Origin of the sequence: Kitasatospora sp. NPDC093679 (assembly GCF_040683455.1) — a bacterium.
Lineage (GTDB): Bacteria > Actinomycetota > Actinomycetes > Streptomycetales > Streptomycetaceae > Kitasatospora > Kitasatospora arboriphila.
In genome coordinates this window covers 1-23,885 of the sequence record NZ_JBFBDW010000037.1, presented here as the reverse complement: position 1 = coordinate 23,885, position 23,885 = coordinate 1, and the positions used below count along the sequence as shown (strand labels likewise).

Sequence of the window (23,885 nt, the reverse complement as noted above, 5' to 3'; positions counted from 1 at the left end):
CCGGCGGTGACACCCCGGCACGGGACGATGACTGTCCACCCACCCACCCGCCGCCCGCCACGGCCCGCAGGGACCGGAGCGAGCGGCACGCCCCCGAGGCACGCCGACGGCCCCGGGGCGCTCCACGAAGGACGTCAGCCCATGGCCGACCGCACCGCCGTCGCGACCGCCGCCCTCGTACCGTCGCAGGACACCGCCCCGCCGCTGGCCGGCTACACCATCGGCATCACCGCCGCCCGCCGCGCCGACGAGCTCGCCGCCCTCCTCCAGCGCCGCGGCGCCACCGTGCTGCGCGCACCCGCCCTGCGGATCGTCCCGCTCGCGGACGACACCGAACTCCTCGCCGCCACCCGCGCCCTGATCGCCGACCCGCCGGACATCGCCGTCGCCACCACCGGCATCGGCTTCCGCGGCTGGATCGAGGCCGCCGAGGGCTGGAACCTGTTCGACGACCTCGTCGGCAGTCTCGCCAAGGCCGAGACGCTGGCCCGCGGTCCCAAGGCCAAGGGCGCCATCCGCGCCGCCGGACTGCGCGAAGCCTGGTCCGCCGAGTCGGAGTCCTCCGTCGAGGTGCTCGAACGGCTCCTCGACCAGGGCGTCGACGGCCGCCGGATCGCCGTCCAGCTGCACGGCGCCCCGCTGCGCGACTTCGTCGACTCGCTCACGACCGCCGGCGCCGAGGTCGTCGAGGTCCCCGTCTACCGCTGGCTGCCGCCGCTCGACCTCGGACCCGTCGACCGGCTCCTCGACGCCACCTGCAGCGGCTCCCTCGACGCCGTCACCTTCACCTCCGCCCCCGCCGCCCTCGGCCTCCTCGACCGTGCCGCCGAACGCGGCCAGACCGCCGAGCTGCTGCACGCGCTGCGACGCGACGTCCTGCCGGTCTGCGTCGGACCGGTCACCGCCGCCCCGCTCGAAGAACTCGACATCGCCACCGTCTGGCCCGAACGCATGCGGCTCGGGGCCATGGTGCAGACCCTCACCGCCCGGCTCCCCGACCGCGCCCGCCGGCTCGCCGTCGCCGGACACACCCTCGAACTGCGCGGCCAGGCCGCCCTCGTCGACGGCGACCTGCGGCCGGTGCCGCCCGCCGGAATGGCCCTGCTGCGGGCGCTCGCACGGCGGCCGGGATGGGTGGTGCCGCGGAGCGAACTGCTGCGGGCGCTGCCGGGCAGCGGGGACGACGAGCACGCGGTGGAGACGGCGATGGCGCGGCTGCGGGCCGCCCTCGGCACGCCCCGCCTGATCGCCACCGTCGTCAAACGCGGCTACCGCCTCGCCGTCGACCCCGTCCCGGCCCCGGACACCAAGTACGGCGACGAGGGATAGCTCCGCAGGGCCAGACCAGGGGAGCGGAACCTCGCACATCGGGGGAGTCGAGATCAGGGGCGCGGGGAACTGCGCAATGCGGGAGCGGGTCGCCATACGGATCAGGGGCGGGCCCTGGTGCGTCAGGATGCCCGGCCCCGGACTGCGCGGTTCCCCGCGCCCCTGGTCGGGCTCGCCCGGGCCTGTGCGGGTTCCCCGGGCGGCAAGGAGTAGGATCTTCCGTCCGCCGCTCCCGCCCGCGCCGTACCCCCCGAGGCCCATGCACACCACACCAGAGACCACCGACTCCGTCCGCGACCGCGAGATCGCCGAGGAGCAGAGCCACCTCGACACCGTCTACCGGCGTCTGGAGGAGAAGCTCGCCGAGGCCGAGTACATCCTCGAGGACGCCGCCAAGCGCGTGCAGGTCGGCACCCCCGGCGCGCTCGCCGAGCGCGACGCCCAGGTCTACCGGGCCGGTGCGCACCTGCAGCGGCTGAACAGCGAGTTCGAGGACTTCCTGTTCGGCCGGATCGACCTCCAGCAGGCGGACGCGCCCGAGGAGCACGGCATCCCCTCGCAGACCCCGATGGACCCGGCCGACCCGGCCGTCGCGGAGACCCTGCACATCGGCCGCCTCGGCGTGCTCGACGCCGAGTACGGCCCGTTGGTGATCGACTGGCGGGCGCCGGCCGCGGCGCCGTTCTACCGGTCCACCCCGCTGGAGCCGGGCCGGGTGATCCGCCGCCGGGTGATCCGTTCCCGCGGCCGCAAGGTGATCGGCGTCGAGGACGACCTGCTGCGCCCCGACCTGACCCCCACCCTGGACGGCCGGGAGCTGGCGGTGGTCGGCGACGGCGCCCTGATGGCCTCGTTGGGCCGGGCCCGCAGCCACACCATGCGCGACATCGTCTCCTCGATCCAGAAGGAGCAGGACGAGGTCATCCGGGCGGCCGCGGCCGGCGCCACCCTGGTGACCGGCGGTCCGGGCACCGGCAAGACCGCGGTCGCCCTGCACCGGGCCGCGTTCCTGCTCTACCAGGACCGCCGCCGGTACGCGGGCGGCATCCTCGTGGTCAGCCCCACCCCGCTGCTGGTCTCGTACACCGAGGGCGTGCTGCCCTCGCTGGGCGAGGAGGGGCAGGTGGCGATCCGGGCGGTCGGCAGCCTGGTCGACGGCATCGAGGCGGAGCGCTACGACACCCCGGAGACGGCCCGGATCAAGGGGTCGGGCCGGATGGTCCAGCTGCTGCGCCGGGCGGCCCGGGCGGCCCTGGAGCTGGACGCGCCGACCGAGCTGCGGGTCTTCGCCCGCGGTGAGTCGCTGCGGCTGGACGCCGGCCGGCTGAAGGCGCTGCGCGCGACCGTCGTCGGCGGTGGCGGCACCCCGCTGAACCTGCTGCGCCCGAGGGCCCGCCGGCTGCTGCTGGACGCCCTGTGGCAGGACCTCACCCGGCACCTGCCGAAGCCGACCACCCACTCGGAGCGGGAGCAGCGCCAGGACGAGCGGGAGGCCTTCGACGAGTACGTCTCGGACGAGTCGGCGTTCTTGGACTTCCTGGACGCCTGGTGGGCGCCGGTGACCCCGCGCCGGGTGCTGGCGACCCTGCGCCACCCGCGGCACACCAACCGGATCGCCCGGCGTGCGGTGACCCCGGAGGAGGCCCGGCTGCTGGCCGCTTCCTGGCGGCACCTGGACGCCCGCGGCGGGGGCGCCCTGTCGGCGCACGACGTGGCGCTGGTGGACGAGCTGCAGGTGCTGCTCGGCGAGCCGGCCCGGCCGAAGGTGCGCGAGGTGGACGCCGTCGACATGCTGTCCGGGCTGGACGAGCTCACCACGTACGCGGAGCGCTCCTACGGCCGGCGCGAGCGCGTCCCGGTGGAGCGCACCGAGTACGCGCACGTGATCGTGGACGAGGCGCAGGACCTCACCCCGATGCAGTGGCGGATGATCGGCCGCCGGGCGCGGATGGCGACCTGGACGATCGTCGGCGACCCGGCGCAGTCCTCCTGGCCGTTCCCGCAGGAGGCGCAGTCCGCGATGGACGAGGTGCTCGCCGGCAAGCCGCGCCGCCGTCACACGCTGACCGTGAACTACCGGAACCCCGCCGAGATCGCCGAGGTGGCGGCGAAGGTGCTGGCGCTGGCGGCGCCGGGCACGCCCTCGCCGAGCGCGGTGCGGTCGACGGGCGTCGTGCCGCGGTTCGCGGCCGTCCGGGAGGCCGGGGCGGAGGCCTTCGGCCGGGCCGCCCGGGTCGAGCTGGAGCGGCTGCTGGGCGAGGTCGACGGCACCGTGGCGGTGGTCGTGCCGATGGACCGCCGGGCGGAGGCGGCCGGCTGGGCGGAGGGCCTGGGCGACCGCGTGGTGGCGCTGGGCAGCCTGGAGGCCAAGGGCCTGGAGTACGACGCGACGGTGGTCGCCGACCCGACCGGCATCGCGGGGGAGTCGGAGGCGGGCCTGCGGGTGCTGTACGTGGCGCTCACCCGGGCCACCCAGCGGCTCACGGTGCTCTCCGGCCCGGACGACCTGCCGGACGCGGACGGCGTGCCCGCCCTGCTGCACGGCTGACGCGGGCGCCGGCCGGGCCGCCCGCCCGGCCGGCGCACCGCGGCACGGCGGTGCCCGGCGCCGCGGTACGACGAAGGCCCCCACCCGGAGGTGGGGGCCTTCTCACGTCAATGACACCGACCCGCCATGCTCGCCTCGCGGCAAGTGGTCGCTCGAAGCGACGAAGGTTGGGCCCGGGGGCTTGGATCGAGCCGGTGTCCCGTCCAATGTAACGCATCGGCTCGGGACGCCAAGGCCGCGTCGGGAGATTTTCGGCGGAGCACACGACCGGCCCAGTGCGGCGGCCCGTGCCGTTTGTGGGTTCTGCACACTCAATGAACTTTATTTCTGGCTACCGACCGGTAAGTGCGACGATCGAGACCGGAACGACCCTCAAGAGCGGACGGAAGAAGGACGTCGATGGCGACGGTGCCCAGTGTCTCCAACTCGATCACGGTGCGGCTGGAGGTCCCGGCCCGGGGCAACGCCGTCAGCGCGATCACCACGGCCGTCGAGTCCTCCGGGGGTTCGGTCACCGGTCTCGACGTCACCGCCTCCGGCCTGGAGTCGCTGCGCATCGACGTGACCGTCGCCGCGTCGTCGGTGGCCCACGGCGAGGAGATCGTCGAGAAGCTGCGGACGATCGACGGCGTCAGCATCGGCAAGGTCTCGGACCGCACCTTCCTGATGCACCTCGGCGGCAAGATCGAGATGTCCTCGAAGCTGCCGATCCGCAACCGCGACGACCTCTCGATGATCTACACCCCGGGCGTCGCCCGGGTCTGCATGGCGATCGCCGAGAATCCCGAGGACGCCCGCCGCCTCACCATCAAGCGCAACAGCGTCGCGGTGGTCACCGACGGCTCCGCGGTGCTGGGCCTGGGCAACATCGGCCCGAAGGCCGCGCTGCCGGTCATGGAGGGCAAGGCGGCCCTCTTCAAGCGCTTCGCGGGCATCGACGCCTGGCCGATCTGCCTGGACACCCAGGACGCCGACGAGATCGTCGCGATCGTGAAGGCGATCGCCCCCGGCTTCGCCGGCATCAACCTGGAGGACATCTCCGCGCCGCGCTGCTTCGAGATCGAGGCCCGGCTGCGCGAGGCCCTGGACATCCCGGTCTTCCACGACGACCAGCACGGCACCGCCATCGTCGTCCTCGCGGCGCTGACCAACGCGCTCAAGGTGGTCGGCAAGGACATCGCCGACATCCGGGTGGTGATGTCGGGCGCCGGCGCCGCGGGCACCGCGATCCTCAAGCTGCTGCTGGCCGCCGGCGTGGAGCACGCCACCGTGGCCGACGTGCACGGCGTCGTCCACAGCGGCCGCGAGGACCTCAACGACAGCCTGCGCTGGATCGCCGAGCACACCAACCGCTCCGGCCGCACCGGCAGCCTCAAGGAGGCGGTGGCCGGCGCCGACGTGTTCATCGGCGTCTCGGCCCCGAACGTGCTGGACGGCGACGACCTGGCCACCATGGCCGAGGACGCGGTCGTCTTCGCGCTGGCCAACCCGGACCCGGAGGTCGACCCGGCGGTGGCCCGGCAGACCGCCGCGGTGGTCGCCACCGGCCGCAGCGACTTCCCGAACCAGATCAACAACGTGCTGGTCTTCCCGGGCGTCTTCCGCGGCCTGCTGGACGCGCAGAGCCGGACGGTCGACACCGCGATGATGATCGCCGCGGCCCGGGCGCTGGCCACCACGGTCGCGGACGACCAGCTCAACGCCAACTACATCATCCCGAGCGTCTTCCACCCGGACGTCGCGAAGACCGTGGCGGCGGCCGTGCGCGAGGTCGCGCTGGCCGCACGGGAGGGTCAGGAGCCCGTTCCGGTGCGCCCGACCGCGGGCATCGTGGGCACCCTCGACACCTCCTCCTTCCCGGTCGTCGGCATCTGACCGGAGTGTCGTTCTTGATCGCTCAGGTGTGCGAACGACGCGCCGGGCGCCGGATCGCCCCTTCCCCTTGCGACACAAGGGGAAGGGGCGTGTTTGGGCTTGTCGGTGCCAGGGCGTACGGTAGCCCTGCACGGGGGTGGCGTGTCCGACAAGTACGGAACGTCCCTCCGGGCTTTCCGGCGTGTCGTCCCGACCGCCGCCCGGTCCGGCCCTCCGGGGCCGACGGAGCGTCACACCTCCGCCGGGCGGGATCTGTTCGGGTCAACACCGCCGGTGGCCGATTGGCTTTCTCAGTGCCGGTCGGGGCAGGATTCGTACCCGGGCGGGCGGTTTGCGGCGCTTCGGGGCCGGAGCCCGGCCTCTGACCACCCCTCGCCTGAACGAGCACCAGTGTGCGGACCAGCGGCCCATCCGGGTTCCCCCGGAGGGGGCGACCGATGGGGCCCCCGTACACCGCAAGCAACAGACCACAGGAGTACACATGAACCGCAGTGAGCTGGTGGCCGCGCTGGCCGAGCGCGCCGAGGTGACCCGCAAGGACGCCGACGCCGTGCTGGCCGCCTTCGCCGAGGTCGTCGGCGAGGTCGTCGCCAAGGGTGACGAGAAGGTCACCATCCCCGGCTTCCTGACCTTCGAGCGGACCCACCGCGCCGCGCGCACCGCCCGCAACCCGCAGACCGGTGACCCGATCCAGATCCCGGCCGGCTACAGCGCCAAGGTCAGCGCCGGTTCCAAGCTGAAGGAAGCCGCCAAGGGCGCCTGAGCCCCGGCAGCAGCCCGGACGACGCCGATGGCCGGCCTCCCCGAGGGGAGGCCGGCCATCGGCGTTCAGGTGCCCGCGCGGGCCCGTCAGACGGTCACGGGCTGCTCGGCGGGCAGCTCGACGTGCGCGCCGAGGTCCCGCAGCTTGGACATGAAGTTCTCGTAGCCGCGGTTGATCAGGTCGATGCCGTGCACGGTCGAGGTGCCCTCGGCCGCCAGCGCCGCGATCAGGTACGAGAAGCCGCCGCGCAGGTCCGGGATGACCAGCTCGGAGCCGATCAGCTTGGACGGGCCGGAGACCACCGCGGAGTGCCGGAAGTTGCGGGCGCCGAAGCGGCAGGGGGTGCCGCCGAGGCACTCGCGGTAGAGCTGGATGTGCGCGCCCATCTGGTTGAGCGCGCCGGTGAAGCCGAGCCGCGACTCGTACACCGTCTCGTGGACGATGGACAGGCCGTTGGCCTGGGTCAGCGCGACGACCAGCGGCTGCTGCCAGTCGGTCTGGAAGCCGGGGTGCACGTCGGTCTCCAGGGCGATCGCCTTGAGCTCGCCGCCCGGGTGCCAGAAGCGGATGCCCTCGTCGTCGACCTCGAAGGCGCCGCCGACCTTCCGGAAGGTGTTCAGGAAGGTCATCATCTCGATCTGGCGGGCGCCGCGGACGTAGATGTCGCCCTTGGTGGCCAGCGCGGCGCACGCCCAGGACGCCGCCTCCAGGCGGTCCGGCAGCGCCTTGTGGTTGTAGCCGCCCAGCTCGTCCACACCGGTGATCAGGATGGTGCGGTCGGTGCCCATCGAGATGATCGCGCCCATCTTCTGCAGCACGCAGATGAGGTCGACGATCTCCGGCTCGACGGCCGCGTTGCGCAGCTCGGTGACGCCCTCGGCGAGCACCGCCGTCAGCAGCACCTGCTCGGTCGCGCCGACCGACGGGTAGGGCAGCTCGATCTTGGTGCCGTGCAGGCGCTGCGGGGCGACCAGGTAGGTCCCCTGCGGGTGCTTCTCGATGGTGGCGCCGAACTGGCGCAGCACCTCGAAGTGGAAGTCGACCGGCCGGCCGCCGATGTCGCAGCCGCCCAGGCCCGGGATGAACGCGTGGCCGAGCCGGTGCAGCAGCGGGCCGCAGAACAGGATCGGGATGCGCGAGGAGCCGGCGTGCGCGTCGATGTCCGCCACGTTGGCGCTCTCGACGTGCGAGGGGTCGAGGATCAGCTCGCCGTCCTCGTCGCCGGTGCGGACGGTCACGCCGTGCAGTTGCAGGAGGCCCCGCACGACCTTGACGTCGCGGATGTCCGGCACGTTGCGCAGCCGGCTGGGGCCCTGGCCGAGCAGTGCGGCGACCATGGCCTTGGGCACCAGGTTCTTGGCACCGCGGATCTGGATCTCGCCTTCGAGCGGGTTACCGCCGTGGACCAGCAGGAGGTCGTCGGTCATCGTTCTCGCAATCCGGGGTGCGCAGGGGGTTCTTACGGCTGCGGGGCAGGGGGAGACGCGAGTGGAAGGTCCTTCCACCGTCGGCGAAAGCCCTTCCACCATCCATAGATGGTAGAGGGTGGGCGATTGGTTCCCGTGTGCCCCTTTGGTGATCATGCTCCGCGGGGGCTGCGGAGGCCCCCCGGCGCCCGGTGGGCAGGGCCGTCCGGGTGGTGCGGGTGCGTCCCGGCGGGCCTGCGGGGACGGAGCGAGGAGGTTTCGTGTTGGGGCGCCCCTCCCGGGCCGTCCTGCGGGATCATGTGGGCATGACCGCGGCCCCCTCCCACACCGGCCGACTGCTCGTCGCGACGCCCGTGCTCACCGATCCGAACTTCGCGCGAGCGGTGGTGCTGCTGCTCGACCACGACGACCAGGGGGCCCTCGGGGTGGTGCTGAACCGGCCGACCCCGGTGGAGGTGTCGACCGTCCTGGACGGCTGGGCCGACCTGACCGGTCGGCCCGCGGTCGTCTTCCAGGGCGGCCCGGTGGCGCTGGACTCGGCGCTCGCCCTCGCGGTGGTGCCCGGCGAGCCCGGCCACGGCGAGCCGATCGGCTGGCGGCGGGTGCACGGCGCGATCGGCCTGGTCGACCTGGAGGCGCCGCCCGAGGTGCTGGCCGGGGAGCTCGGCGCGATGCGGGTCTTCGCCGGCTACTCCGGCTGGTCGCCCGGGCAGCTGGAGGCGGAGATCGCCGAGGGCGCCTGGTACCTGGTCGACTGCGAGCCCGGCGACGTCTCCAGCCCCGAGCCCGAACGGCTCTGGCGGTCGGTGCTGCGCCGCCAGCGCGGCCCGCTGGCGATGCTCGCCACCTACCCGGACGACCCCACCATGAACTGAGCCCGGCGGCCGCGGCCGGTCGTCCGGTGCGCTACTGGCCCGCTTCGGAGCGGCGCCCATAGACTTGGCACCCATGAGCACTCTTGAGCCCGAGCGCGGACTCGGCACCGGCACCCTGGTCGAGCCCGTTCCCCAGGTGTCCCACGGGGACGGCGACCACGAGCGCTTCGCGCACTACGTCCAGAAGGACAAGATCATGGAGAGCGCCCTCTCCGGGTCCCCCGTGGTGGCGCTGTGCGGCAAGGTCTGGGTCCCGGGCCGCGACCCGAAGAAGTACCCGGTCTGCCCGATGTGCAAGGAGATCTTCGACGGTCTCGGCCAGGGCGGCGACGGCGGCGGCGACAAGTAGCACCGAGTCGGTCCGGCAGTGGTCTGTACCACTGCCGGGCGACGGGGCAGGATGGCCCGCATGGACCTCATCCCCGCCCCCCGGCACCTGAAGGCCGACGACGGGGCGCCCGGCCCCTGGAGCTTCCGGCTGCACCCCGGGACCAGGATCGCCGCCGACGACCCGGCGGCGCAGGCCGTCGCCCGCCGGCTGCGCGCCGAGCTCTCCGCCGCGACCGGCTTCGCCCTCGACGCGTGCACCGAGGAGCAGGGCCGCCTGCTGCGGCAGACGATCACCCTGCGGACGGACCCGGAGCTGCTGGCCGCGGGCGGTCCCGAGGCGTACGCGCTGGCGGTGCACGAGTACGGCGCCGTGCTGCGCGGCGGCGCCGGCCCCGGCCTGTCCCACGCCGCGCAGACGCTGCGCCAGCTGTTCGACCCGCGGATCTACCGCCGCGCCCCGCTGCCCGGCACCGACTGGGTGCTGCCCCCGGTGCGGATCGAGGACGCGCCCCGCTTCGGCTGGCGCGGCGTGCTGCTGGACGTCGCCCGGCACTTCCTGCCCAAGGCCGACGTCCTGCGCTTCCTCGACCTGATGGCGGCGCACAAGCTGAACGTCCTGCACCTGCACCTCACCGACGACCAGGGCTGGCGGATCGAGATCCGGCGCCACCCGCGGCTCACCTCGGTCGGCGCCTGGCGGGAGCGGTCCATGGTCGGCTACCGCTCCGCGGACCGCCGCGACGACCGCCCGCACGGCGGCCACTACACCCAGGACGACCTGCGCGAGATCGTCGCGTACGCCGCCGACCGGCACATCACCGTCGTCCCGGAGATCGACCTGCCCGGACACTCCCAGGCGGCGATCGCCGCGTACCCCGAGCTCGGCAACACCGACGCGGTGGACACCTCGGCGCTCGGCGTCTGGACGGACTGGGGGATCAACCCCAACGTGCTGAACGTCACCGACGGCACCCTGCGGTTCTTCGAGGAGGTGCTGGAGGAGGTCCTGGAGGTCTTCCCGTCCGAGTTCGTCCACCTCGGCGGCGACGAGTGCCCCAAGGACCAGTGGCGGGCCAGCCCCGCCGCGCAGGCCCGGATCGCCGAACTCGGCGTCGACGGCGAGGACGGGCTGCAGAGCTGGTTCATCCGCCACTTCGACCGCTGGCTGGCCGACCGCGGCCGCCGCCTGATCGGCTGGGACGAGATCCTGGAGGGCGGCCTCGCCCCGGGCGCCGCCGTCTCCTCCTGGCGCGGCTACGAGGGCGGCATCGCCGCCGCCCGGGCCGGCCACGACGTGGTGATGTGCCCGGAGCAGCACGTCTACCTCGACCACCGGCAGGCCCCGGGCGGGGACGAGCCGATCCCGGTCGGCTACGTCCGCACCCTGGAGGACGTCTACCGCTTCGAGCCCGTGCCGCCGGAGCTGGACGGCGCCGCGGCCGCCCGGGTGATCGGCACCCAGGCCAACCTGTGGACCGAGTTCATGACGAGCGCCCGCGACGTCGACTACCGGGCCTTCCCGCGGCTCGCCGCGTTCGCCGAGGTCGCCTGGTCCGACCTGCCGCGCGACCCGGCCGAGCGGGACTGGGCCGGGTTCGAGCGCCGGATGGCCGGCCACTACCCGCGCCTGGACGCCCTCGGGGTCGAGTACCGGCCGCCCGGTGGCCCGCACCCCTGGCAGCGCCGCCCCGGGGTCGCCGGGCGGCCCGCGGAGGGCCCCTGAGGCCGCCGCGCCCCCGCGCGCGTCAACCGCGTGCGCGGGGGCGTCCGCACCTGGCGGACCCCGCCGGACCTGCTGCCGCGTCAGGTCAATATCCGATGAACATCCGGGCGGAGCCCTTCCGGTTCGCTCGGTTTTGTGGCCTGATTCGTCCGGTATTGCCCTCACCGCCGGACCGCCCGGCAAGTGATCATCCGGCATTGTGTGCCAGAGTTGCCCAACCCGGCCCGATCGCCCGTACCCTACGGGCCAGGCCGCACTGCCGGTGGGGAGGGCAGGGCAGTTGATGAGCAAGTGGAGCACGGTGGAATCCTGGTGAACCGGACGATCATGCTGCCGGCCTCGGTCGACGAGGCCGTCGACGCGCTGGCCGCGACCCCGGGAGCCGTCCCGGTGGCCGGCGCGACCGACCTCATGGAGGCGGTCAACGCGGGCCGGCTGCGCCCCGCCGCACTGATCGGCCTCGGCCGGATCACCGAGCTGCGCGGCTGGCGCTACGAGGACGGCGGCACCGCCGTGCTCGGCGCCGGACTCACCCACGCCCGGATGGACCGCCCCGACTTCGCCGCCCTCATCCCCGCCCTCGCCGACGCCGCCCGCACCGCGGGCCCCCCGCAGGTCCGCAACGTCGGCACCCTCGGCGGCAACATCGCCACCGCCGCGGCCGCCGGCGACACCCTGCCGGTGCTCGCCGCGCTGGAGGCCACCGCCACCCTCGCCCGGTCCGGCGCCACCCGCGACGTCCCGGTCACCCACCTGCTCACCGGCCTCGACCCGCTGCGCCCCGGCGAGCTCCTCACCTGGGTGCGCGTCCCGCTGCTGCACGCCCCGCAGGTCTTCCTCAAGGCCGGCGGCCGCAGCGGCCCCGCCCGCGCCGCCGCCTCCGTGGCCCTCGTCCTCGACCCCGCCCGGCGCGCCGTGCGCTGCGCCGTCGGCGCCGTCGCCCCCGTGCCGCTGCGCCCGCACGAGGCCGAGGCCTGGGTGGCCGGCTGCATCGACTGGGACGTCCGCGGCGAGGACGGCGCCCAGCCCATCGACCCCGCCGCGCTCGCCGCCTTCGGCGAGTACGTCGCCGCCGCCTGCATCCCCGACGCCGCCCTGGAGGGCGCCGGCGAGGGGGCGGCGGCCACCCTCGTCCGCCAGCGGCGTACCGTGGCGGTGCTGGCCCGCCGGGCACTGGGAAGGGCGCTGAAGTGACGGACGAACTCAACGGCCTCGGCGACGTGCGCCCCTGCGCCTCGTACACGCTGCGGGTCAACGGCTTCGAACGGCCAGTCAACGACGCCTGGATCGGCGAGAGCCTGCTCTACGTGCTCCGCGAGCGGCTCGGCCTGGCCGGCGCCAAGGACGGCTGCGAGCAGGGCGAGTGCGGTGCCTGCACCGTCCAGGTCGACGGCCAGCTGGTCGCCGGCTGCCTGGTGCCCGCCGCGCTCGCCGCCGACAGCGAGATCGCCACCGTCGAGGGCCTCTCCGGCGCCGGCACCGCCAGCGACGTCCAGCAGGCGCTCGCCGAGTCCGGCGCCGTCCAGTGCGGCTACTGCACCCCCGGCCTCGCCATGGCCGTCCACGACCTGCTCCAGCGCAACCACCGCCCCACCGACGTCGAGGCCCGCCAGGCCCTGTGCGGCAACCTCTGCCGCTGCACCGGCTACCGCGGCGTCCTCGCCGCCGTGCAGACCGTCGCCCAGGCCCGCGAGGCCGAACTGGAGGCCGAGCTGGAGGCCGCCGAGGCCGCCGCCGAACAGGCCGACGCCGACGCGGCCGCACCCGCCGACGGCGCCACCGCCGCGCCGCCCGCGGCGGCCGGCCAGCAGTCCGCCGCCGACCTCCCGCTCACCGGCGAACTCCCGCTCTACGCCGACTCCGAACTCTGGGTCGAGGCCGACCAGTACGCCGCCGCCCACCGGCCCCAGGCCCCCGAGCAGCCCGCCGCCGTCCCGGGCCCCGAGGGGTACTACCAGCCGCCGCAGCCCGCCGAGGGCTACCTCGGCTACGTCCCGGCACCCGCCCAGGTCCCCGGACACGAGGCGGCCCCGTACGACACCGGGCTCTACGAGGCCACCCCCGCCCACGGCACCGCCCACGACGGCCCGGCCCACGACACCACGCCCGCGCACGGCACCCCGTACATCCCCACGCCCGCGCACGGCACCTCCTACGAGGCCGCCCCCTACGGCGCCACCCCGCCGCACGGCATCCCGCTGCCGGACCAGGCCCACTACGACGGCGCCCCCGTCTACGAAGGCGGCTACGACACCGGCCAGGTGTACGTCACCCCGGCCGGCTACGACAGCCCGGTCTACGAGACCGGCTACGACACCGCAACCGGCCACCACGGCCACCCGGGCCACACCGGCCCGGCCGGCTACGACGGCACCACCCCCGCCCACGGCATCAGGCTCCCCGAGGACGAGAACGCATGACCGCGCCCACCGAGCAGGACACCCCGGCGCCCGAACCGTTCGGCCTCGGCAGCTCCCCGCTGCGCACCGACGCCCTCCCCAAGGCGCTCGGCATCTACCCCTACGCCGCCGACCTCTGGGCCGAGGGCCTGCTCTGGGGCGCCGTGCTGCGCTCGCCGCACGCCCACGCCCGGATCGTCTCCGTCGACACCTCCGCCGCGCTCGCCCTGCCCGGCGTGCACGCCGTCGTCACCGCCGCCGACCTGGCCTCCTGCCCCGTCCCCGGCGACCGGCCGGTCCTCGCCTCCGAGGTCGTCCGCCACCACGGCGAGCCGATCGCCGCCGTCGCCGCCGAGACCCCGGACACCGCCCGGCTGGCCGCCTCCCTCGTCGCCGTCGAGTACGAGGTGCTGGAGGCCGTCACCGACCCCGAGGCCGCCTTCAACGCCGCGCCGCTGCACCCCGACGGCAACCTCTTCCGTCACCTCCCGCTGCGCACCGGCGACCCGGAGGCGGTCGGCGAGTTCGTCGTCGAGGGCCTCTACCAGGTCGGCCGGCAGGACCCGGCCCCCATCGGCGCCGAGGCCGGCCTCGCCGTGCCCCGCCCCGACGGCGGCGTCGAACTCCACCTCTCCACCACCGACCCGCACGGCGACCGCGACCGCACCGCCGCCTGCCTCGGCCTCGACCCCGACCGGGTGCGCACCGTCGTCACCGGCGTCCCCGGCGCCGCCACCGACCGCGAGGCGCTCTCCTTCCAGGTGCTCCTCGCCCTGCTGGCCCTGCGCACCGGCCGCCCGGTGAAGATGACCCTCACCCGCGAGGAGTCCTTCCACACCCACACCTCCCGGCACCCCGCCCTGCTGCGCTACCGCCACCACGCCGACGCCGAGGGCAAGCTGGTCAAGGTCGAGGCGCAGATCCTGCTCGACGGCGGCGCCTACGCGGACGTCTCCGCCGAGGCGCTCGCCGCCGCCACCGCCTTCTCCGTCGGCCCGTACACCTGCCCCAACGTCTTCGTCGACGCCTGGGCGGTGCGCACCAACAACCCGCCGGCCGGCCGGATGCGCGGCGAGGGCGCCCTGCAGACCTGCTTCGCCCACGAGTCCCAGCTCGACCAGCTGGCCAAGCAGGTCGGCATCGACCCGCTGGAGATCCGCCGCCGCAACGCCATGGCCACCGGCGACCCGCTGCCCACCGGCCAGGCCGTCACCTGCCCGGCCCCGGTCGAGGCGCTGCTCGACGCGGTCACCGAACTCCCGCTGCCCGCCCTCCCGGTCGACGACCCCGAGGCCGACTGGCTGCTCCCCGGCGGGCCCGGCGGCGCCGGCGACCCGGCGGCCGTCCGCCGCGGCATCGGCTACGCCGTCGGCATGGTGCACATGCTCGGCGCCGAGGGCGAGGACGAGGTCTCCACCGCCACCGTGCGGGTCAGCGGCGACCACGCCACCGTCATCTGCGCCGCCGTCGACGCCGGCCAGGGCTTCGCCACCCTCGCCCGGCAGATCGTGCAGACCACCCTCGGCGTCTCCGAGGTGTACGTCGCCCCCGTCGACAGCGACCAGCCCGCGGCCGGCCCCTCCGCCCGCGGCCGGCACACCTGGGTGTCCGGCGGCGCCGTCGAGAAGGCCGCGCTGATGGTCCGCCACCAGCTGCTGCAGCCGATCGCGGCCAACTTCGGCATGTCCGTCGAACTGCTCTCGATCGCCGACGGCAAGATCACCTCCTACGACGGCGTGCTCGGCATGCCGGTCGCCGAGGCACTGGAGGGCAAGGAGCTCTGGGCCACCGCCCAGTGCCGTCCGCACCCCACCGAGCCGCTGGACGAGAACGCGCAGGGCGACGCCTTCGTCTCCATCGCCTTCTGCGCCATGCGGGCGGTCGTCGACGTCGACATCGAACTCGGCGCCGTCCGGGTGGTGGACGTCACCGTCGCCCAGGACGTCGGCCGCGCCCTGAACCCCCGCCAGATCGAGGACCGCATCGAGGGCGCCGTCGCCCAGGGCGTCGGCCTCGCCCTGATGGAGAACCTGCGCACCGAGGGCGGCCGTCCGGTCAACGCCTCGCTCACCGGCTACCGGCTGCCGACCGCCCTCGACACCCCCGACATCCGGATCGCCGCCCTGCTCGAGGAGCGCGACGTGGTCGCCACCTTCGGCGCCAAGGCGGTCAGCGCGGTGCCCGCGGTCGTCGCGCCCGCGGCGGTCGCCGCCGCCGTCCGCGCCGCCACCGGCATGCCGGTCGGCCGCCTGCCGATCCTCCCCGAGGACGCCATCGCCGCCGTCTGACACGCCGTCCGGGTGACGTTCCGGCAGACCGGCCGGCCGATGCCGCGTCAGTCCGCGCCCGGACAGACGATACGATCGAAGCGCCCTGTGCACGCGGGGGCGTTGCGACAACGTACGGGCAGCAGCAGACGACTGACGGGGTAGTGATGACGCTGACCAGGGCCATGCGGGTGCTCGGCGCCACGACATTGGCAGGTGCACTCCTGCTGGCGGCCGCCCCCGGGGCGTCCGCGGACCAGGTCCGGGACGGGCAGTGGGCCAACCAGTACTTCAAGCTCGACAAGGTCTGGTCCGTCAGCAAGGGCGACAACGTGATCGTCGCCGTCATCGACAGCGGCGTCGACGCCACCCACCCCGACCTCACCGGCCAGGTCCTGCCCGGCTACGACCAGAGCGGGAAGAACCTCAACACCAGGCCGACGGACTCGCACGGCACGGGGATGGCGGCGGAGATCGCGGGCCGCGGCCACGGCAGCAACGCCGGAGTGGTCGGCCTGGCCCCGGGCGCCAAGATCCTCCCCGTCTACAAGGCCGACGCGCAGGACTCGGACGCCATCCCGCAGGGCGTCAAGTGGGCCGTGGACCACGGCGCCAAGGTGATCAACATCTCGCAGGGCTCGTCCTTCGCGAACCCCGACATGCCGGCCGCGATCGCGTACGCCTACCAGCACGACGTCCTGGTGGTCGCCGCCGCGGGCAACAACGGCTCGGCGGTCGATAACCCGGCCAACCTGCCGGGCGTGCTCGCGGTCGCGGCCGCGGGCAAGGACGGCGAGGTGTGGGCCGACTCCAGCTTCGGACCGGAGGTCCGGCTCGCCGCGCCCGGCGTGGACGTCGTCACCGCGGGCAAGTGCGGCTCCAGCCAGTACTGCATCGGCAGCGGCAGCTCGGACGCGGCCGCCTACGTGTCCGGTGCCGCGGCGCTCGTCCGCGCCAAGTACCCGCAGCTCACCGCCGGTCAGGTGGCGAACCGCCTGGCCAAGTCGGCTGCCGTCCCGGCGTCGGCCAGTGGCGCCAAGCTGCCCGACCCGCACTTCGGGTACGGCGTGATCCGGCCCTACGAGGCGCTGACCATGGACATCCCGGCGGGCAGCAAGGACGGCCCGCTGACCGCGCCGGGGGGTGCGGCCGCACCGAATGCCGCCTCGGACACCCCGGTGTCGCAGCCCGTGACCAAGACCTCCGTCTTCGGCGGCATCACGCCGCTGATGGTGCTCGGCGCCCTCGCCGTCGTGGTGGTGCTGCTCGTCGTGGTGATCGCCGCGGCGACCCGAAACCGCCGCCGGCCGCAGGCCGCCCCGGTGCCCCCGCAGGGCCAGGCCCCGTACGGCGCGGCCCCCGGCTGGCCGCCCGCGCAGCAGCCCTACGGCACCCAGCCGCCGCCTCCCGGGTACCCCCAGCAGCAGCCGTACCAGAACCCCTACCAGGGCGGTAACCCGCCGCGATGACGGTGTGTCAGTACACGGCCTAGAGGCGATACGATCGAACGCCCTGTCAGGGCGTCATGCCCGTTGCGCACGGGGTGCAGCAACAACGGGGAAGTACGGACTCCAGGGGGAGGAGTGAGATGGCCGACGGATACCGCGTCAACACGGACGAGCTGGAAGCGGTCGTGAAGCGACTGCGGGCCCTCCAGCAGGGCCTCAGCGAGTGCGGCAACAAGGCGAAGTACAACACCGTCCTCGTCAGCGACGACTTCGGTGCCAACTTCGCGGAGGCGAAGCAGCTCTTCGCCGCACACGCGCAGATGCAGCAGTTCCTGAGTCAGCACATCCAGGAACTCGACTCGCTGATCAACGACTTCGGCGACAAGACGCACGCGGTCAACACCGCCTACCGGACGCGCGAGGACGAGTTCGTCGCCTCGACGAAGGCCATGCAGACCGGAAGGGCGTGAGATGAGCCAGTTCGAACACGAGGACCTGATCCCGCTCAAGCGGATGCTGGAGCACTCGCGGCCCGAGCGACTCCACGAGGTCAGCCAGCACTGGACCAACGTCCACCAGGAGCTGGAGCAGGCCGTCGCGGACCTGCAGCGGGCGGTGCAGCACGCCACCGCCAACTGGGAGGGTGCGGCCGCCGACGGCTTCACCAAGCGGGCGGCGACCCTGCAGACCAGCATGACCAACACGGCCGCCCACGCGCAGAACACCTCCTCGGCGATGAAGTTCGCCGGGGACGCCCTGCAGCAGAGCAAGGCCACCATGGCGCAGATCCAGGTGCCCAGCACCTTCGACCGTGGTGTGAAGCTGCTCGGTGACGGTTTCGACCGCTCCGACGCCCAGTTCAAGGCCGACGTGGCCGGCGGCATGGACCGGATCAGCGCGGTCAACAAGAACTACAGCGAGCTCTCGGCGACCGAGATCTCCCACCAGTACGCCATCGGCGTCATGGAGCACCTCGCACCGCAGTACGACCAGGCCGCCGGGTACCTGAAGCCGCCGGCGAAGGAGAACCGGCACGACCCGTCCAAGGCGTTCCCGCCGGAGCCCGAGAACCCCGTTCCGCCCGCGACCGTCGCCCCGCCGCCGCCCTCGCCGAAGTACCCGAACGGCGTGCCGGACGACCCGTCGGGCAAGCCGGGGCAGACGGACCCGCAGGGGCCGAAGCAGACGATCCCGGGTTCGCCGCACGTGCCGACCCCGCTGCCGGGCGACGTCCCGCCGGGGTCGATGCCGACCCCGGGCCACCCGGTCGTTCCGCCGAGCACGGGGATCGACAGCCTGCCGCCGATCGGGACGCACCCGACCCCCGGCGGCGGTGGCACCGGCACGCTGCCGACCGGCCCCGGTGGGGGCGGCGGTCTCGGTGGTGGCGGTGGCCTGGGCGGTGGCGGTGGCCTCGGTGGGGGCGGCGGGTACATCCCCGGTGGTCTCGGCGGCGGTTCGCTGCCCGGCCGCGGCGGGACGTCCGGCGCGGGCCGCGGCGGGGCCACCGGGCCCGGCGGCGGTGCCGGCGGTCGTACCGGGGGCAGCGGCGCCGGCGGTACGGGTGCCGGTGGCGCCGGCCGCCAGGGGACGCCCGGCACGGGCGGCATGCCCGGCCTGGGCGGTGCGGGCGGCAAGGGTGCCGGGGCCGGTGGCAAGGGCGGCAGCGGCCTGGTCCGCCGCGGTGGCGGGGTGATCGGCGGTGCCAAGGGCGGTACCGGCGGCCGGTCGTTCACCGAGGGCGGTTCCGGGATCGGCAAGGGCCGGGCCGGGCAGAACGGTGCCCCCGGTGGCGGCGGCATGCACGGCGGCCCCGGTGCGGCGGGCAAGAAGAAGGACAAGAACAACAACGGCCAGCGTCCCGACTACCTGGTCGAGGACGAGGAGACCTGGCGCGGAGGCTCCGCCAACCCGCCGGTGATCGACTGACCGTCCCGCATCCCGAACGGCGCGGACCACCCCGGACGACGGGGCGGTCCGCGCCGTTCCGCATGTGCGGAGAAAATCGGGGAAATCCCCGCCGGATGGAAAGGAAATGCCGCGCCACCGGGTGGCGGAATTCGCCGTCCGGTGGCGCGGAAATGGAGGCCGTGGCGGGAATTGAACCCACGTAAACCGCTTTGCAGGCGGCTCCCTGAACCACTCGGGCACACGGCCGGGGACGACGGAGACGCCCGTGCGGGCCCGTCGTGAGGGGGTGGAGCGTGGCGCGCGTCAGGCGCGGCGGGAACAGCGACAGCCGGGACAACAGGCGGCACAGGTGCGGGGCGCTGCGACCGCCGCCGTCTTCCTGTTCATGGCCGACCCCTGTCGTCACTGTCGTGGGCGGCGGACCCGGTATTCGGTCTCCGCCGTGCTGGTGAATTCATCTTAGGGGGAGCGGGGAGGGGTGCGTCAATATCCGATTATGAATTCCGCGTGTCGTCGTGTGTTACGTTCGAGGGGTGGCGTGATCGAGCGCCCCGGACGAGGTGCGTCGTACCCGGCAGGACAAGACGGCGCGGTACTGCGGCGGCAGCGACGGAGCTGCCGCCCTCTACTGCGGAGGTGCCGTCGTGGCGTGGCTGGTGTTGATCGTGGCGGGCGTGCTGGAGACCGTCTGGGCGGTGTCGCTGGAGGCGGCCAAGGGGTTCTCGCGCCCGCTGCCGAGCGCGGTGTTCGCGGTGGCGCTGGTGCTGTCGACGGGCGGGCTGGCGTACGCGCTGCGGAGCATCCCGCTGGGCACCGGCTACGTGGTCTGGGTGGGCATCGGCGCGGTCGGGACGGCGCTGTACGGGATGGCGGCGCTGGGCGACGCGCTGACCGCGGCCCGGGTGAGCTGCCTGTTGCTGATCCTCGGCGGTGTGATCGGACTCAAGGTGCTGCACTGAGCCGTAGGTCACCGGAGGCCCGGGTCGGAGGTCCCGGGCGATCACCGACCGATGGTCAGGAGTCACCGGCGCCCGAGCGCCTTACGATGGCAGGCATGGCCACCACCTCCTCCTCGACCCCGGTCGACCGCGCCGAGCCCGTGCCCGACACCGCACCCGACACCGGGGGAGTGATGAGCGGGCCGTACCGGGCGCTGACGCTGGGGATCGTCTCGGTGGTGCTGCTGCTCGCCTTCGAGGCGACGGCGGTGAACACGGCGATGCCGGTCGCCGCCAGGCAGCTCGACGGGCTCGGCCTGTACGCCTTCGCCTTCTCCGGCTACTTCACGACGACGCTGTTCGCCCTGGTGGTCTCCGGCCAGTGGTGCGACCGGCGGGGCCCGCTGGCACCGCTGTTCACCGGCATCGCGGTGTTCGGGGCGGGCCTGGTGGTGGCCGGCACGGCGGTCGGCATGTGGCCCTTCGTGGCCGGCCGGGCGATCCAGGGGCTCGGCGGCGGACTGGTGATCGTCGCGCTGTACGTCGTGGTGGGCCGGGCCTTCCCGGAGCGGCTGCGGCCGTCGGTGTTCGCGGCGTTCTCGGCGGCCTGGGTGCTGCCGTCGATCGTCGGGCCGCTGGTCTCCGGCGCGGTGACCCAGCACCTCGGCTGGCGCTGGGTGTTCCTGGCCGTGCCGGTGCTGATCCTGCTGCCGCTCGCCGTGATGGGCCCGGCGCTGCGCCGGGCCGAGCGGGCGCAGCCGCCGCTGCGGCCCACGCCGTTCGACCGGCGCCGCACCTGGTGCGCGGCGCTGGCGGCGCTGGGCGCAGGGCTGCTGCAGTACGCGGGCCAGCGCCTGGACCTGCTGGGTCTGCTGCCGGCCGCGCTGGGCGCGGCGCTGCTGGTGCCGGCCGTGGTGCGGCTGCTGCCGCCGGGCACGCTGCGGGCGGCCCGCGGGCTGCCGACGGTGATCCTGCTGCGCGGCGTCGCGGCGGGTGCGTTCTTCGCGGCGGAGGCCTTCGTCCCGCTGATGATGGTGACCCAGCGGGACCTGTCGCCGACCCTGGCGGGCCTGACGCTGACCAGCGGCGGCCTGTCGTGGGCGCTCGGCTCCTGGCTGCAGGGGCGGCCGTGGGCGGACCGGCACCGGGAGGCGCTGATCCGGGCGGGCTTCGTGCTGACCGCGGTGGCGATCGCCGGGGCCGCGCTGGTGCTGGTGCCCGCGGTGCCGGCCTGGGCGGCGGCGGTGTTCTGGGCGGTCGGCGGTGTCGGGATGGGCCTGGCGGTGGCCAGCATCAGCGTCCTGATGATGAAGCTGTCGGCGCCGGAGGACACCGGCGCCAACTCGGCGGCGATCCAGCTGAGCGACGCGCTCGGCAACGTGCTGCTGATCGGTCTGGCGGGTGTGCTGTTCGCCGGGCTCGGCGGCGGTTCGGTGGCGGCCGCCGAGGAGGCGACGGCGCCGGCCGGCCCGTTCGCGGTGATCTTCCTGGTGATGACCGGGGTGGCCCTGCTGGGCGCCCTGGTGTCGGGCCGCACCGGTGCGGGGCGCGAGCCGGTGGCGGTGGCCGAGACTCCGGCACTCGCGGAGGGCTGACGGCGGCGGGGCCGGTGCGGACCCTCCGCGCCGGCCCCGGCCGCAACCGCCCCGCCCCTCAGGTCGAGGGCGCCGCCTGGGCGGCCCCGCCGAGGAAGGACTTCCAGCCGCCGGCCGGGGACTCGCCGGGCGCCAGCGACTGCAGCTTGCGCAGCACCGCCGGGTCCTGCACCTCCAGCCACTCGACCAGCTGCCGGAAGGACACCAGCCGGACCTCCGGGCGGCCGGCGATGCCCTTGAGGGCCTCCTCGACGGCGTTCATGTAGATGCCGCCGTTCCACTGCTCGAAGTGGTTGCCGATGATCATCGGTGCCCGGTTGGTGTTGTACGCGCGCTCGAAGCCCGCCAGGTAGGAGTCGCGGGCCTGGGTCTGCCAGGCGCCGTACCGCGCGGTGTCGCCCTTGGTGCTGTTGCCGGACTGGTTGTACATGATGTTGTAGTCCATCGAGAGCACCTGGAAGCTGTGCCCCGGGAAGGGGATGGACTGCAGCGGCATGTCCCACAGCGCCCCGCCCTGGAACTTCTGCGGCCACACCTGGAGCCCGCCGGGGCCGCTGCTGTCGTACTTCCAGCCCCGCTTCGCGGCGGTCGGCAGCAGGCCGCGCTGGCCCTCCAGGCAGGGGGTGCGGCCGCCGATCAGCTCCTTGCGGTAGTCGAAGGGCAGCGGCGGGAGGTCGGTGAGGCCGGTGTTGGTCCGCCAGTTCATGACGAAGTCCATGGCCTGCTGGATCTCGCTGTCCCAGTCCTCGGGGGACCACCGGCCGCCGCCGGTGGGGCCGCAGAAGTGCCCGTTGAAGTGGGTGCCGATCTCGTGGCCCTCCAGCCAGGCGTCGCCGACCTGGCGGATGGTCTCGCGGATGTGCTCGTCGCTCAGGTAGCCGATGTCGGAGGCGCCGACCGGGTGCTGCGGCGGCCGGTACAGGTCCCGCTTGGACTCGGGCAGCGTGTAGATGCCGCTGAGGAAGAACGTCATCTTGGCGTCGTGGTCCTTGGCGAGCTGCCGGAACCGCGAGAACAGCCCGTTGTCGAGTTCGCCGGCGCCGTCCCAGGAGAACACCACGAACTGCGGGGGGCGCTCGCCCAGCTCCAGCGGCACCGCCTCGGGCTGGTGCGGCTGCGGCCCGGAGTCGGAGGTCGACCCGTCGCCGATCAGCGAGGCGGGCGGCTTGGGGATGCCCGAGCCGCCGCCGGCCGCTCCCGAGGCCCGGACGGGCGGGCCGGCCTGCTCGCCGCCCCGGCCGCCGCTGCTCGCGCAGCCGGCGGCGAGCGCGGCCGCGGTGGCGGCGCCGCCGGCCAGCAAGGTCCTGCGGGAGAGAGCGTCCATGGTCGTCTCCGTTCGGGTGGGGTCTGTTCGCAGCGGGACCGCACGGGCTGACAGTCCGACAGTCGGATGGACGGTCCGGGGTGGGTGCGGCCCACAGCATGGCACGCCGGAGGGCCCCCGCCGGGGAACGCGGAGTGAACCCGGCTGGGTCGCCCGAAACGCTCGCCCGTTCGGACCATCGCACGCGTCATCGAGTGGCGGAGCCCGGCTGAGCCGTCGTCAGATGGTGGGAACCGTCCCCCGCGCCGCCTCCCGGAGGTCCCGTACGCCATGTGGCAGTCGCTGCTCGACGCGTACCGGGAGCGGATCGTCGACACCGGACGCGAGCCGCTGTTCCTGCTGCTGGTGGGACTGCTGGCCTCCTTCCTCTTCATCCGCTTCAGCGTCCGGATGATCCGGCGCGGCACCAGCTGGTGGCCCGGCAACGTCACCCCCGGCGGCCTGCACATCCACCACGTGGTGTTCGGCCAGGCCCTGGTGCTGATCTGCGGCGTGGGGGCCTTCACCGTCCGCGGCAACGGCGGCCAGCTGTGGAACGTCCTCGCATTCGGCTTCGGCATCGGCGCCGGCCTGGTGCTCGACGAGTTCGCGCTCGTCCTGCACCTCCAGGACGTCTACTGGAGCGAGCAGGGCCGCAAGTCCGTGGACGCGGTGATCCTGGCGGTCGCCTTCATCGCCCTGCTGCTGGTCGGCGAGCTGCCGCTCGGCGGCTTCAGCTCCCGGCTGACGGCCGGACAGTTCGTCGGCGCAGGAATCCTGCTGCTGCTGGTCGGGATCAGTCTCTTCAAGGGCAAGATCTGGACGGGCCTGCTCGGGGTGATGCTGCCGCCGCTGGCCATGGTCGGCGCCGTCCGGCTGGCCCGGCCGCAGAGCCCCTGGGCGCGCTGGCGCTACCGCACCCGGCCCAAGCGGATGGCCCGCGCCGAACGCCGGGACGCCCGGATCCACGAACGGATCGTCGCCGCCAAGACCTCCTTCTACAACGTGCTGGCCGGCGCCCCCGACGCCGAGGCCGCACCCGCCGGCGCCCTGCCCGCCGGCGCCGCACCGGCTGACGGCGCCGCACCGGCTGACGGCCCGCCCGCCCCGCCGGCCCCCCGCCCGGAGCCGGCCCGGGCACCGGCCCCGGAGCC

General features: G+C 74.2%; 16 protein-coding genes, 1 tRNA gene, 2 pseudogenes and 1 riboswitch. Of the genes and pseudogenes, 16 read left to right on the top strand and 3 right to left on the bottom strand.

Going from position 1 to position 23,885, the window contains the following annotated elements; genetic code table 11:
* Nucleotides 1–141: 141 nt before the first annotated feature.
* The 4 genes from AB0O09_RS26340 (at nucleotide 142) to AB0O09_RS26325 (ending at nucleotide 6,515) form a co-directional block, all read left to right on the top strand.
* The gene (locus AB0O09_RS26340) at nucleotides 142–1,329 is read left to right on the top strand and encodes a uroporphyrinogen-III synthase (protein WP_363545186.1); all 1,188 of its coding nucleotides are present in this window, start codon (nucleotides 142–144) and stop codon (nucleotides 1,327–1,329) included.
* A gap of 259 nt (nucleotides 1,330–1,588) precedes the next feature.
* Complete coding sequence (locus tag AB0O09_RS26335) at nucleotides 1,589–3,877, top strand: UvrD-helicase domain-containing protein (RefSeq protein WP_363545183.1); 2,289 nt, start codon at nucleotides 1,589–1,591, stop codon at nucleotides 3,875–3,877.
* Nucleotides 3,878–4,276: 399 nt separating this feature from the next.
* Complete coding sequence (locus AB0O09_RS26330) at nucleotides 4,277–5,752, top strand: NAD-dependent malic enzyme (protein WP_363545180.1); 1,476 nt, start codon at nucleotides 4,277–4,279, stop codon at nucleotides 5,750–5,752.
* 481 nt (nucleotides 5,753–6,233) lie between these two features.
* Nucleotides 6,234–6,515, top strand: coding sequence for an HU family DNA-binding protein (locus AB0O09_RS26325; protein ID WP_030271959.1), 282 nt, complete (start codon nucleotides 6,234–6,236; stop codon nucleotides 6,513–6,515).
* 86 nt (nucleotides 6,516–6,601) lie between these two features.
* On the opposite strand, the gene murA is transcribed toward AB0O09_RS26325, so the two are convergent.
* On the bottom strand, nucleotides 6,602–7,942 hold the full coding sequence (murA, locus tag AB0O09_RS26320) for a UDP-N-acetylglucosamine 1-carboxyvinyltransferase (protein ID WP_263105159.1): 1,341 nt from the start codon (nucleotides 7,940–7,942) through the stop codon (nucleotides 6,602–6,604).
* A 305-nt stretch (nucleotides 7,943–8,247) separates the two neighbouring features.
* Here murA and AB0O09_RS26315 point away from each other — a divergent pair, with 305 nt between their 5' ends.
* From AB0O09_RS26315 to AB0O09_RS26275, 9 genes and pseudogenes are all read left to right on the top strand, one after another.
* The gene (locus AB0O09_RS26315; RefSeq protein WP_363545177.1) at nucleotides 8,248–8,817 is read left to right on the top strand and encodes a YqgE/AlgH family protein; all 570 of its coding nucleotides are present in this window, start codon (nucleotides 8,248–8,250) and stop codon (nucleotides 8,815–8,817) included.
* Between the two features lie 73 nt (nucleotides 8,818–8,890).
* The gene (locus AB0O09_RS26310; protein WP_363545174.1) at nucleotides 8,891–9,166 is read left to right on the top strand and encodes a DUF3039 domain-containing protein; all 276 of its coding nucleotides are present in this window, start codon (nucleotides 8,891–8,893) and stop codon (nucleotides 9,164–9,166) included.
* Between the two features lie 60 nt (nucleotides 9,167–9,226).
* Entirely contained in the window at nucleotides 9,227–10,870 is a 1,644-nt protein-coding gene (locus AB0O09_RS26305; RefSeq protein WP_363545172.1) for a beta-N-acetylhexosaminidase, read from the top strand.
* A 327-nt stretch (nucleotides 10,871–11,197) separates the two neighbouring features.
* Entirely contained in the window at nucleotides 11,198–12,064 is an 867-nt protein-coding gene (locus AB0O09_RS26300; RefSeq protein ID WP_344623461.1) for an FAD binding domain-containing protein, read from the top strand.
* Between the two features lie 38 nt (nucleotides 12,065–12,102).
* Nucleotides 12,103–12,579: pseudogene (locus AB0O09_RS26295) on the top strand ((2Fe-2S)-binding protein); the annotation flags it as partial.
* A gap of 707 nt (nucleotides 12,580–13,286) precedes the next feature.
* Nucleotides 13,287–15,557: a xanthine dehydrogenase family protein molybdopterin-binding subunit gene (locus tag AB0O09_RS26290; RefSeq protein ID WP_363545170.1), complete on the top strand. Its 2,271-nt coding sequence runs from the start codon at nucleotides 13,287–13,289 to the stop codon at nucleotides 15,555–15,557.
* A 146-nt stretch (nucleotides 15,558–15,703) separates the two neighbouring features.
* Complete coding sequence (locus AB0O09_RS26285; protein WP_363545167.1) at nucleotides 15,704–17,005, top strand: S8 family serine peptidase; 1,302 nt, start codon at nucleotides 15,704–15,706, stop codon at nucleotides 17,003–17,005.
* 119 nt (nucleotides 17,006–17,124) lie between these two features.
* Nucleotides 17,125–17,454 (top strand): hypothetical protein, encoded by a 330-nt coding sequence (locus tag AB0O09_RS26280; RefSeq protein WP_363545165.1) that lies wholly within the window; start codon nucleotides 17,125–17,127, stop codon nucleotides 17,452–17,454.
* Nucleotide 17,455: 1 nt separating this feature from the next.
* A complete protein-coding gene (locus AB0O09_RS26275) occupies nucleotides 17,456–18,913 on the top strand; it encodes a WXG100 family type VII secretion target (RefSeq protein ID WP_363545162.1) in 1,458 nt (485 codons plus the stop codon).
* A 153-nt stretch (nucleotides 18,914–19,066) separates the two neighbouring features.
* Here the strand turns inward: AB0O09_RS26275 and AB0O09_RS26270 are convergent.
* Nucleotides 19,067–19,141, bottom strand: a tRNA-Cys gene (locus AB0O09_RS26270).
* Between the two features lie 285 nt (nucleotides 19,142–19,426).
* Nucleotides 19,427–19,489: riboswitch (guanidine-III (ykkC-III) riboswitch) on the top strand.
* 50 nt (nucleotides 19,490–19,539) lie between these two features.
* Here AB0O09_RS26270 and AB0O09_RS26265 point away from each other — a divergent pair.
* On the top strand, nucleotides 19,540–19,854 hold the full coding sequence (locus tag AB0O09_RS26265; RefSeq protein ID WP_363545159.1) for an SMR family transporter: 315 nt from the start codon (nucleotides 19,540–19,542) through the stop codon (nucleotides 19,852–19,854).
* A 95-nt stretch (nucleotides 19,855–19,949) separates the two neighbouring features.
* Nucleotides 19,950–21,428, top strand: coding sequence for an MFS transporter (locus tag AB0O09_RS26260; RefSeq protein WP_363545157.1), 1,479 nt, complete (start codon nucleotides 19,950–19,952; stop codon nucleotides 21,426–21,428).
* A 58-nt stretch (nucleotides 21,429–21,486) separates the two neighbouring features.
* On the opposite strand, the gene AB0O09_RS26255 is transcribed toward AB0O09_RS26260, so the two are convergent.
* Nucleotides 21,487–22,752, bottom strand: coding sequence for a hypothetical protein (locus tag AB0O09_RS26255; RefSeq protein WP_363545154.1), 1,266 nt, complete (start codon nucleotides 22,750–22,752; stop codon nucleotides 21,487–21,489).
* Nucleotides 22,753–23,022: 270 nt separating this feature from the next.
* Between AB0O09_RS26255 and AB0O09_RS26250 the strand changes: the two are divergent.
* Nucleotides 23,023–23,885: pseudogene (locus AB0O09_RS26250) on the top strand (hypothetical protein); the annotation flags it as partial.

What these genes read in the sequence shown, in the direction of transcription:
- AB0O09_RS26340 (WP_363545186.1), top strand. Translation starts at nt 142, where the DNA reads ATGGCCGACCGCACCGCCGTCGCGACCGCCGCCCTCGTACCGTCGCAG.
- AB0O09_RS26335 (WP_363545183.1), top strand. Translation starts at nt 1,589, where the DNA reads ATGCACACCACACCAGAGACCACCGACTCCGTCCGCGACCGCGAGATC.
- AB0O09_RS26330 (WP_363545180.1), top strand. Translation starts at nt 4,277, where the DNA reads ATGGCGACGGTGCCCAGTGTCTCCAACTCGATCACGGTGCGGCTGGAG.
- AB0O09_RS26325 (WP_030271959.1), top strand. Translation starts at nt 6,234, where the DNA reads ATGAACCGCAGTGAGCTGGTGGCCGCGCTGGCCGAGCGCGCCGAGGTG.
- murA (WP_263105159.1), bottom strand. Translation starts at nt 7,942, where the DNA reads ATGACCGACGACCTCCTGCTGGTCCACGGCGGTAACCCGCTCGAAGGC.
- AB0O09_RS26315 (WP_363545177.1), top strand. Translation starts at nt 8,248, where the DNA reads ATGACCGCGGCCCCCTCCCACACCGGCCGACTGCTCGTCGCGACGCCC.
- AB0O09_RS26310 (WP_363545174.1), top strand. Translation starts at nt 8,891, where the DNA reads ATGAGCACTCTTGAGCCCGAGCGCGGACTCGGCACCGGCACCCTGGTC.
- AB0O09_RS26305 (WP_363545172.1), top strand. Translation starts at nt 9,227, where the DNA reads ATGGACCTCATCCCCGCCCCCCGGCACCTGAAGGCCGACGACGGGGCG.
- AB0O09_RS26300 (WP_344623461.1), top strand. Translation starts at nt 11,198, where the DNA reads ATGCTGCCGGCCTCGGTCGACGAGGCCGTCGACGCGCTGGCCGCGACC.
- AB0O09_RS26290 (WP_363545170.1), top strand. Translation starts at nt 13,287, where the DNA reads ATGACCGCGCCCACCGAGCAGGACACCCCGGCGCCCGAACCGTTCGGC.
- AB0O09_RS26285 (WP_363545167.1), top strand. Translation starts at nt 15,704, where the DNA reads ATGACGCTGACCAGGGCCATGCGGGTGCTCGGCGCCACGACATTGGCA.
- AB0O09_RS26280 (WP_363545165.1), top strand. Translation starts at nt 17,125, where the DNA reads ATGGCCGACGGATACCGCGTCAACACGGACGAGCTGGAAGCGGTCGTG.
- AB0O09_RS26275 (WP_363545162.1), top strand. Translation starts at nt 17,456, where the DNA reads ATGAGCCAGTTCGAACACGAGGACCTGATCCCGCTCAAGCGGATGCTG.
- AB0O09_RS26260 (WP_363545157.1), top strand. Translation starts at nt 19,950, where the DNA reads ATGGCCACCACCTCCTCCTCGACCCCGGTCGACCGCGCCGAGCCCGTG.
- AB0O09_RS26255 (WP_363545154.1), bottom strand. Translation starts at nt 22,752, where the DNA reads ATGGACGCTCTCTCCCGCAGGACCTTGCTGGCCGGCGGCGCCGCCACC.